This window comes from Brevundimonas sp. (assembly GCF_036659295.1).
Taxonomy (GTDB): domain Bacteria; phylum Pseudomonadota; class Alphaproteobacteria; order Caulobacterales; family Caulobacteraceae; genus Brevundimonas.
Genome location: NZ_JAVXCU010000087.1, coordinates 1 through 9,242, shown reverse-complemented (window position 1 = coordinate 9,242; position 9,242 = coordinate 1). Strand labels below are relative to the sequence as shown.

The following is a 9,242-nucleotide window of genomic DNA, read 5'->3' as shown; positions in this document are numbered from 1 at the left end:
GTTTGTGGGTTCTTTATTTAAGCCCACGTACTCCCCTCCTCCCCGGCCCTGGGGGGGTGGTGTCAGGGCACCGCCATGAGGGGGGGGGTGACAGGCCGCGTCGGGTCGGGAGGTCCCGAAGGGCCGACGACCGCTGCCCAAGTATCAAAGACTTCGAAGCCGCGGCTGCACCCGCCCCGCCAACAGCAAATGCGTCACCGCCCACACCAGCGCATCCGCCCGATCCGGACTATGCCCCAGATGCTCGCTCCCCAACGCCATCAACTCCTCCTCCAGCGCCGCAAAAGCCCCGCAGTGAACCACGCGACCCTGCTCGTATAAGGCCGCCACCGGCTCGGCCCGCGCCTTCTTGGAACGCCCCGCATGCACCAGCTTGATCGCCACAGGACAGCCCGCCTGCGCCAACAACGTCCGCACCATCTCGCCGCCCTGATTGGCCTCCGCCAGCACCAGATCGGCCCCATACTCCGCTGCCGTTTCCACAACCCGCTGCGCCCATCCGGCAGGTGACATCCCCCGCACAGAAGCATCCCCCAGCACATAGGCCCGCCCCTCGCGACGCCCCGCCACCACAATCCCGCAGGCATCGCCATGCGCCGTCACCGGCGGATCAACCTCCACCACGATCTTCTCCAACCGCACAGGTCGGCTCCCTCTCGCCTGCGCCAGATCCTGCGCCCGAAACAACGCCCCGTCCGCCTCGACGATCAGCCCCTCCATCTCCTGCGCCTCCAGCCGTGTTCCGGCATAAAGCGCCTTCAGATGGCCCAGAAAACCAGGTGCCAGATTGTCCTCGTTTTCGCGTGTCGACAGGCGGCTCGTCACCACGCCACTTTCCGCCAGCAAGCGCCGCAGCGCCGCAATCGGCCTCGGCGTCGTGGTGATGGCCAGCTTCGGGTCATCCCCCAGCCGCAACCCAAACCTTAAATTGCTCAGCACCTTCTCCGGCTCGCGCCAGGCACAGAACTCGTCCGCCCACGCCGCATGGAATTGCGGGCCTCGCAGACTGTCAGGGTCTTCTGCCGAGAACGCATAGGCCGCTGTCCCTGTCGGCCAGACCAGCCGCCTGCGGCTCGCCTCCCAACGCGGGCGGTTATCCGGCCCCGCCAGTGCCCTCAGGCCCGACGGCCCCTCGATCATCACCTCGCGCACATCGTGAAACGCCGGTCCCACCAGCGCCAGATTAAACACCCCGCGTCGCGCCAGCGCATTGATCCAGTAGCCACCGGCGAAAGTCTTTCCAGACCCCCGCCCGCCCAACAGCACCCAGGTCCGCCATCCCTCGTCAGGCGGGTTGCAAACCTGTTCGTTTCGCACCACCGGCGTCGCCGCCAGCCAGCGCAAAACCTCCTGCGCCCCCATCTGGTCGATCCGGCTTCGGACCATATCCCTTCTGTTCTGCAACCTCGAAAAGACGATCGACGCGGGCGAACAGCTCATCTCTAAGCCGCTGCTCCTCGGCCTTGCCGATAGGTTCGTCCCGTCCTGCCACATCATCCTCCACCTCTGTTCCAGCCAGCTTGCGGGTCGAGGATTTCAGACCGGTCTTCAGCGCCGCCACCGCCTTGGCCGCGCGCGCTACCACACCCACTGCCCGCGCCCGCTTTTCGGCCTCGACCACATCCTTGGGTGGCTCTGCCTCCACCAGCACCCGAACAGCCTCGTCCACCAGTGCCTGCAACTGGCCAAACACCTGATCCAGCCACTGCTGAACCGCGCCCTGCCCGCTATCCCCATTTCCCGCCATACCCAAACAATAGGCCACCAGCGTCCACGGGTGGGCCGATTAGCTCGCGCCTGCACCAATCCCTTGTTTTTCCCGCGATTGCCCGCCCCCGACACGCGCACAAAAAGAAAAAGGCCCCCGTTTTCACGAGGACCCGTTTCACGAAGACCTTTGCATTTCTATTGCGACTGCAGCCACTTCTTCAGCGTCTGCGCCAGATCCCCCACCTGAATAGGCTTGGGCAAATGCCCGTCCATTCCGGCATCCAGACATTTCTGCACCTGCTCGCCACCCACATTGGCCGTCAGCGCCAATATCGGCAGATGCTTGTCGCGCGCCTGCTGGCGGATTTCGCGCGTAGCGGCCAACCCGTCCATTTCCGGCATGTGGACATCCATCAGCACCAGATCAAAGTCGCCGCGCCGCACCGCCGCCACGGCTTCCACACCGTTGCACGCCGTCTCGACCTCCAGCCCCAGCGTCCCCAGAATGATCTTCACCAGTTCACGGTTCGCCTCGGCATCATCCACCATCAGGATACGCCCCCGCACCCCGATATCGGGCACCGTATCGGCCGCGACAGAAACCGGAAGGGCAAAATCAAAGTCCAGCGGCACCTCGAACCAGAAGGTCGCCCCCTTGCCCGGCTCGCTCTCATAGCCAACCCTGCCGTCCATCAGTTCAATCAGACGGCGCGAAATCGCCAACCCCAGTCCGGTCCCGCCATAGACACGCGTCGTGGACGCATCGGCCTGCGTGAACCGCCCGAAGATCAACTCGCCCTTCTCATGGCTCAGACCAATACCGGTATCGCTCACCTCGACCCGAAGCCGGTAACGGCCGTCCTCAGTCTCGGCCCCGAACGCCTTCACACCCACACTGCCCGTCGCCGTAAACTTCACCGCATTGGACAGGAAGTTCAGCAAAACCTGCCTCAACCGCGACGCATCGCCCGACAAGATTTCAGGCAGGCGCGCATCCATATCAACCGTCAGGCCCAGACCCTTGGCGGCGCACTGGCTTTCGATAATCCCGACCGTGTCGGTGATACGCTGGCGCAGATCAAACGGCGCATTCTCCAGCTCGACCGCATCGGCCTCCAGCTTGGAGTAATCAAGGATGTCGTTGATCACCATCAGCAGCGCTTCGGACGAAGCTGCAATCCGGTCGCCATACAGTCTCTGGGTCGGCGTCAAACCCGGCGAGTTTTTCAACAACCCCGAATAGCCGATGACACTAGTCAGCGGCGTCCGCAGCTCATGGCTCATATTGGCCAGAAACTCGGTCTTGGCCTCGGCGGCCTTCTCGGCCCGCTCCTTGGCCTCGATGACCTCACCTTCCAGCAGCTTGCGCTGGGTCGCGTCGCGGATAACCACCACGACATCATCCACCTCGCCATGCTCGTCCCGCAGCGCCTTGAAGGTGCATTCCACCCACAAGATACGCCCGTCACGGTGCACAGCACGGTGCTCCAGACGGGTCGGCTTGCCCGACTTCACCGCATTCTGAATGGCCCCCAGAACCTTGTGCCGGTCCTCGCGATACACATAGTCGGTGGACTGTCCGCTCATCTCCTCCAGCGTCCAGCCCAGTACGGACTGGATCGCCGGCGAGATATATTTGCTCGAACCGTCCATCTTCACGCGGGTAATCACGTCACTGACGTTCTCGGCCAACAGACGATAGCGCGCCTCGTTACGACGCAGCTTGGCCACGACCGCTTCCTGATCGGTCACATCGCGGAAGACCCCGAACACCCCGCACACTTCGCCATTCGCGTCTTTCTCGCTCACAGCATGGCTCATAACCGTGCGCTGCTTGCCGTCGGGGCTGTTCAGCCGCATCCGCAGATTATAGCCCTCACCGGTCTCCAGCGCATTGTCCAGCGCCGCCTCCAGCAGCGCCTTGTCCTTCGGATCGTAATGGCCAACACCGGCCCGCAGCTCAAAGACCGTCTGGTCCGGCTGCAGTCCGTGGATTTCGCGTACTCTTCTGGAACAACGCGCCGAGTTCTTGTGCTTGTCCATGCGCCACCAGCCGATGCCGGACATATCCTCGATCATGTCCAGCATACGGACCTGATCCGCACAGGTGCGCTGGGCCTGGGCACCCGCCACCAGATCACCGGCCACCTTGGCCAGTTGCAGGATCATCGCCCGCTGGCCCTCATCCGGCACGGGACGCGGTTCAGGGGTCTGCAAGACCAGAAGGCCAAGGGTTTGCCCGCCATAGACCACCGGCGTCGCCGCCCACATAGCGGCCTCGCCAGTCAGGATTTCATCGGCCTGCATCCGTTCAGCCCGCTGGACCAGCCCGTCAAGTTCGCCCGCCGGCTCGCCTTCCAGCTCCAGCACAAAGGCCTCTGCCTGCAACAGCATGGCGGCCAGATTTTCCAAATGCCCGAACCGCACAGCGTCCCCCACAGACGCGGCCTTATCCGCCCCTGCGTGTTCCATATCCTGCGGTTCCTCCTCCGGCCTGAAAGCTGGTATTTCCAACCCACACCCCCCGAAAATAGTTAGCCCTCGTCCATCTCCCGAGCGCTTTCCTCCGGCCCCATAAGCCCCCGCTCCTCGCGCCATTCCGACGCTTCAAAGTCCAGAGCATCCTCGGCCTCGACCATCGCCGTCTCGGAAACCGTCTGGCGACGCACCGACACACCGGCCTGATGCACCGTCTCTGGATCGTTCGAGACCAGCGGGTGCCACCATGCCAGATCGCGCCCCTCGTTCAACCTGCGGTATGCGCAAGATTTCGGCATCCACGCTAAAGATGAAACATTGTTCGGCGTCAGCTTGATACAGTCCGGCACCTGCTCCTTGCGGTTCGCATAGTCGACACAGGTACATTTGACCGCATCGAACAGCTTGCAGTGCACGCGCGTCGGAACAACCTCGCCCGTATCCTCGTCCTCGAAACGGACCAGACAGCACAGACCGCACCCGTCACACAGGCTCTCCCACTCTTGCGGGTTCATCTCGGTCAGCGACTTGGTTTTCCAGAAAGGCAACATGGCGGGGTCTTTAAGCGACAAAGCCGCCCCTGTCGCCCCCTGCCCGACAATCATCGTGCCTTAATGGCTGACGGCCTTCGAGAACACATTGATCACGATCACACCGCAGACAATCAGCACCAGACCGATCACAGCGGGCAGGTCCAGTTTCTGTTTGAACACAAACATGCCGATCAGCGAGATCAGCACCACACCCAAACCGCTCCAGATGGCATAGGCCAACCCCACCGGAATGGACCTCAGCGCAAGGCTCAACAGATAGAAGGCCATGCCATAGCAAGCCGCCATTCCTGCCGTCGCCCACGGCTTGGTAAACTGCTGCGAGGCCTGCAGCAGGCTGGTACCGACCACCTCGAACATAATGGCTCCGCCCAGAGCCAGCCACGTCATCGGGTTCATTGCTTTTGCTCCATCGCTTCGGGCATGACGGTTCCAGCCATCATCAAACTTGCCAGCGCCTTGCGCTGGTCTGGCGAAATTTCATAGGTCCCGAACAGGTCCGACATCCACAGACCATCGGCCAGCAAACGCATCAGCAATGCATCGTCTGAGCCCGCAGGATCAGACGGATCGCCATTCTGGGCTTTCCTCATCCATGCCTTCCAGCGACCGGCCAAGGCCGGATCAATGGCACAGACCGCCAGCCCCGCCCGACCGATACTGACATCGCGATCCGTCACCGGCTCGTCGATGACTGCCCGCAAATAGGCCCGCGCGCCCCGCCCATACGGTTCGGGATCCTTGGCGGCATAGGCCTCGATCTGGGCAACAAAGCTCTCGCCCAGCCGGTCGATCATGCCTTCCAGCAAGGCCGTCTTATTGGGAAAATGGTGCAGCAAGGCCCCCTTGCTGAACGGCACACGCTCCACCACCGCATCCATGGTCAGGCCCATCGGGCCCTTCTCGGCCAACACCTCGATTGCGGTGTCCAGTATTTCGACGCGGGTGGCTTCGGGCATTCTACGGCGGGGCGATACTTGCATATCCGCTACATACCGTCTGGACGGTACAAATAAAATACAGATTCGACACTCAACCGCACCTGTCGATGGCAGTTCCGAGCGCGGCACGCTATATGCCCGCCCATGGCTGCCAAACCTCCCCTCGTTGCACTTAAAGACATCCACCTTCAGGACGGACAGCGCCCGCTGTTTTCCGGCGTGGACCTTGCTGTTGAACCGCGCTCGCGTGCCGCCCTTGTGGGCCGCAACGGCGCAGGTAAATCCACCCTGATGAAGGTGGTCATGGGCTTTATCGAACCGGACAGCGGCGACCGCGCCGTTCAGGCCGGCACCCGCTTCGCCTATGTCCCGCAAGAACCCGAAATCACCGGCGAGACCCTGATCGACTATGCGTCGTCCGGTGCCGCCGAAACCTGGACCGCCGAAAGCTGGCTGACCACCTTCGGCCTTGATCCCTACAAGTCCACCCAGGGCCTGTCGGGCGGCGAGATCCGCCGCGCGGCTCTGGCCAAGGCTTTTGCCGAGGAACCGGAAGTCCTGCTGCTGGACGAACCGACCAACCACCTCGACATCCTCGCCATCGAACTGCTCGAAGAAGAGCTGCTCTCGGCCCGCTTCGCTATCCTCGTCGTCAGCCACGACCGCGCCTTCCTCAACCGCGTGACCAATACGGTTCACTGGCTGGAAGGCCGCCGCGTGCGCACCCTGAACAAGGGCTTTGCCGAGTTCGACGACTGGGCCTCCAAGGTCATGGAAGAAGAAGCCGTCGCGCTCCAGAAGCTGACCAAGACTATCGAGCGCGAAACCGAGACCTTCTACCGCTCCATCACCGCACGCCGCACACGCAACGAAGGCCGCGCCCGCAGCCTTGACGCCCTGCGCGCCGAACGCGCCGAAAAGATGAAGGACGTGCCGCGCGACCTCTATATGGGCGTCGATTCCGGTGCCATTTCGGGCAAGCTGGTCGCCGACATCAAAGAAGTCTCCAAGTCCTTTGGCGACCGCGTCATCTTCAAGAACCTGACCACCCGCATCATTCGCGGCGACCGTCTGGCCATTGTCGGTCCCAACGGCGCGGGCAAGACCACGCTGGTCAAGGTGCTGCTGGGCGAACTCCAACCTGACGAAGGCACGGTCCGCATGGGGGCCAATCTGGAACCCCTCTATCTGGACCAGTCCCGCGAGGGCCTGAAGTCCGACATGACCCTGTGGGACGCCCTGACACCGGGCGGCGGCGACAGCATCCTCGTGCGCGGTCACTCCAAGCACGTTGCGGCCTATGCCAAGGACTTCCTGTTCTCCGAAGCCCAACTGCGTCAGCCAATCTCGACCCTTTCGGGCGGCGAGCGCAACCGCCTGCTTCTGGCCCGCGCCTTGGCCAAGTCGGCCAACCTGCTGGTGCTCGATGAGCCGACCAACGACCTCGACATCGACACGCTGGACAAGCTTCAGGAACTGCTCGACGGCTATGACGGCACCCTGATCCTCGTCTCGCACGATCGCGACTTCGTGGATCGTCTAGCCACCTCGACCATCGCCATGAACGGTCGCGGCGATATCGTCGAAACCCCCGGCGGCTGGACCGAGTTCGTGCGCCAGAACCCCGGCTTCATTCAGGCCCCCAAGGCCGGTATTGCTGCCCCTTCGGCTCCCAAGCCCGCTGCGACGCCTATCGCACCCAAGAAGCCCGCCAAGATGTCCTTCAAGGACACGCATCGTCTGGCCGAGATTGAAAAGCTGATGCAATCCCTGCCCAAGGAGATCGCCAAGCAGGACGCCCTCATGGCTGATCCGGCCCTCTACAGCACCAATCCCGCCGCCTTCGACAAGGCCATGAAGGCCGCCGCCAAGGCCCGCGCGGACCTTGAATCTATCGAGCTGGAATGGCTTGAACTGGAAGAGAAAAAAGCAGGTCTAAGCTAAGCCTCGCGCCTCGCTAGACCTTATCGGGAAAAGGGCGGCCGGATCATTCCGGTCGCCCTTTTGCTTTCTATGCCCCTGCACGCTTATCCACAGGCCGCGCTTGTGCCCGCCTTGCCGATCCATGCATTTAAGATATCATTGTTAGGCTAAAGTCAGTCTGTACCGGTATTCGTAGAACTGGTCCGGACCGCGCTCCACACGGCTCCCTCGCCATGATGATGCAGTCCATTTTACGCTCCCCCACACAGCGCGCCTGCATTCAACAGGCCTACTGATTGCGTAATCACCCCGCCAGTTCCACCGAACCGTCACGGCATGCCACAGGCAACGAGAGAGGGCAGACCCCTTCTGCCCTCTCTCGTCATGGCCCCCAGAGGTGTCATCAATGGCAAAGCCTCATCTTAAGTCTTCCCATTCGGGGGCAGCGTGCTTATTGCAACCTGTAATGATCCTGCCCCGCCTCTCCCGACGCACGCTTTTGAAAAGCCTTGGTGCCGCCGCGCTTGGTGTAGGTGCCGGTGCTGCGCTGAGCGGCTGCAACCAGAGCGCCCCCATTGATGCCGAGGGGCGCGTGCGCCTGCGTCTGGCCATTTCAGGCCCCGCCCGTGCCGATCATGCCGGTTTCTATCAGGCTATTGCCAGCGGCCTCTATGCCGCGCACGGCCTGAACGTCGAAATATTCCACGGCAATTCGGTTGCCGATGTTTCCAGCCGTCTGGCCTCGGGCGTGGCCGAGCTGGGCCTTGCCCGCGACAGCTTCGGGGCGCTGCGCCTGATTGCCGATCGCGCGCCCGTCAAGGCCGTGGCCGCCTTCTTCCAGAAAGACCCGCGCGTCCTGATCGCCCATGCCAGCGATGCGCCGCGTGATCTGGCGGCGCTGGACGAGCGCCCGCTCTATGTCGAGGATGCCGACTGGTCCGACATCTGGTCGTGGCTCCAGAACAAATACCAGCTGACACAAGAACAGCTTTTGCGCCCGCCCGAAGGGATGCTGGAGCCCTTCCTGAACGATCCGCGCAGCCTGATGATCGGCTCGCTGACCCGCGAACCGGCTCTGGTGGCGACCTCGCGTCCCGACCTGCGGACGCGGCTCTATCTGCCCGCCGATGACGGCTATGCCTCCTATTCCAGCATATTGATGGCCCCCAACGCCTTTGCGCGTGACAATACGCAGGCCTTGAAAGACTTCATCGCTGCCTCGGTCGAGGGCTGGAACACTTATCTGAACGGCGATCCCGATCCGGCCCATGCCCTGATCCGCCGCGCCAATCCGGCCACCCCGCAAGGCTCGCTGGATACGGCCCGCGACCTGCTGAAAAGCCACAACATCATCGATAGCGGCGATGCCGCCCTCTATGGTCTGGGCACCATGTCCGCCGAACGCTGGCAGGCCTTTGCCGAGCAGAGCCGCGGGGCCTATAGCGCCGATCCCGACTGGGAAGCCGCGTTCACCACCGCCTATCTGCCGACCAGAAAGTAACATTTGCTAAAATAGCACCCGAGAGGGCGCATGTTAGCGGTGGGTTAAGCCCGATCCTACATTAGTGGCTCCTTCTGCACCGCTTAACGGGGAATTTTGCGTGCGCCTTGGCCTGATCCTGACCCTAAGCCTGATCGG

The 9,242-nt window shown here is 62.6% G+C and carries 8 protein-coding genes; 2 read left to right on the top strand and 6 right to left on the bottom strand.

Annotated elements, in window-relative coordinates; all coding sequences use genetic code 11:
• Positions 1–144: 144 nt before the first annotated feature.
• From RSB01_RS12170 to RSB01_RS12145, 6 genes are all read right to left on the bottom strand, one after another.
• A complete protein-coding gene (locus RSB01_RS12170) occupies positions 145–1,386 on the bottom strand; it encodes a terminase family protein (protein WP_332625546.1) in 1,242 nt (413 codons plus the stop codon).
• On the bottom strand, positions 1,286–1,747 hold the full coding sequence (locus tag RSB01_RS12165) for a hypothetical protein (protein ID WP_332590815.1): 462 nt from the start codon (positions 1,745–1,747) through the stop codon (positions 1,286–1,288). The genes RSB01_RS12170 and RSB01_RS12165 overlap by 101 nt, the downstream gene beginning before the upstream one ends.
• Before the next feature lie 158 nt (positions 1,748–1,905).
• Entirely contained in the window at positions 1,906–4,182 is a 2,277-nt protein-coding gene (locus tag RSB01_RS12160; RefSeq protein ID WP_332625544.1) for an ATP-binding protein, read from the bottom strand.
• A gap of 62 nt (positions 4,183–4,244) precedes the next feature.
• Positions 4,245–4,739: a YcgN family cysteine cluster protein gene (locus RSB01_RS12155; protein WP_332590817.1), complete on the bottom strand. Its 495-nt coding sequence runs from the start codon at positions 4,737–4,739 to the stop codon at positions 4,245–4,247.
• Between the two features lie 60 nt (positions 4,740–4,799).
• Positions 4,800–5,138 (bottom strand): SMR family transporter, encoded by a 339-nt coding sequence (locus RSB01_RS12150; protein WP_332590812.1) that lies wholly within the window; start codon positions 5,136–5,138, stop codon positions 4,800–4,802.
• On the bottom strand, positions 5,135–5,698 hold the full coding sequence (locus RSB01_RS12145) for a TetR/AcrR family transcriptional regulator (RefSeq protein ID WP_332590811.1): 564 nt from the start codon (positions 5,696–5,698) through the stop codon (positions 5,135–5,137). Before RSB01_RS12145 ends, RSB01_RS12150 begins: the two co-directional genes overlap by 4 nt.
• Before the next feature lie 126 nt (positions 5,699–5,824).
• On the opposite strand from RSB01_RS12145, the gene RSB01_RS12140 reads away from it, so the two are divergent.
• Positions 5,825–7,624, top strand: a complete 1,800-nt coding sequence (locus RSB01_RS12140) for an ABC-F family ATP-binding cassette domain-containing protein (RefSeq protein ID WP_332590810.1) — start codon at positions 5,825–5,827, stop codon at positions 7,622–7,624.
• 445 nt (positions 7,625–8,069) lie between these two features.
• Positions 8,070–9,104 (top strand): ABC transporter substrate-binding protein, encoded by a 1,035-nt coding sequence (locus tag RSB01_RS12135; protein WP_332590809.1) that lies wholly within the window; start codon positions 8,070–8,072, stop codon positions 9,102–9,104.
• Positions 9,105–9,242 lie beyond the last annotated feature (138 nt).

Excerpts from the sequence above, each read along its gene's own strand:
- RSB01_RS12150 (WP_332590812.1), bottom strand. The coding sequence starts at position 5,138 with ATGAACCCGATGACGTGGCTGGCTCTGGGCGGAGCCATTATGTTCGAG.
- RSB01_RS12145 (WP_332590811.1), bottom strand. The coding sequence starts at position 5,698 with ATGCCCGAAGCCACCCGCGTCGAAATACTGGACACCGCAATCGAGGTG.
- RSB01_RS12160 (WP_332625544.1), bottom strand. The coding sequence starts at position 4,182 with ATGGAACACGCAGGGGCGGATAAGGCCGCGTCTGTGGGGGACGCTGTG.
- RSB01_RS12140 (WP_332590810.1), top strand. The coding sequence starts at position 5,825 with ATGGCTGCCAAACCTCCCCTCGTTGCACTTAAAGACATCCACCTTCAG.
- RSB01_RS12135 (WP_332590809.1), top strand. The coding sequence starts at position 8,070 with ATGATCCTGCCCCGCCTCTCCCGACGCACGCTTTTGAAAAGCCTTGGT.
- RSB01_RS12165 (WP_332590815.1), bottom strand. The coding sequence starts at position 1,747 with ATGGCGGGAAATGGGGATAGCGGGCAGGGCGCGGTTCAGCAGTGGCTG.
- RSB01_RS12155 (WP_332590817.1), bottom strand. The coding sequence starts at position 4,739 with ATGTTGCCTTTCTGGAAAACCAAGTCGCTGACCGAGATGAACCCGCAA.
- RSB01_RS12170 (WP_332625546.1), bottom strand. The coding sequence starts at position 1,386 with ATGGTCCGAAGCCGGATCGACCAGATGGGGGCGCAGGAGGTTTTGCGC.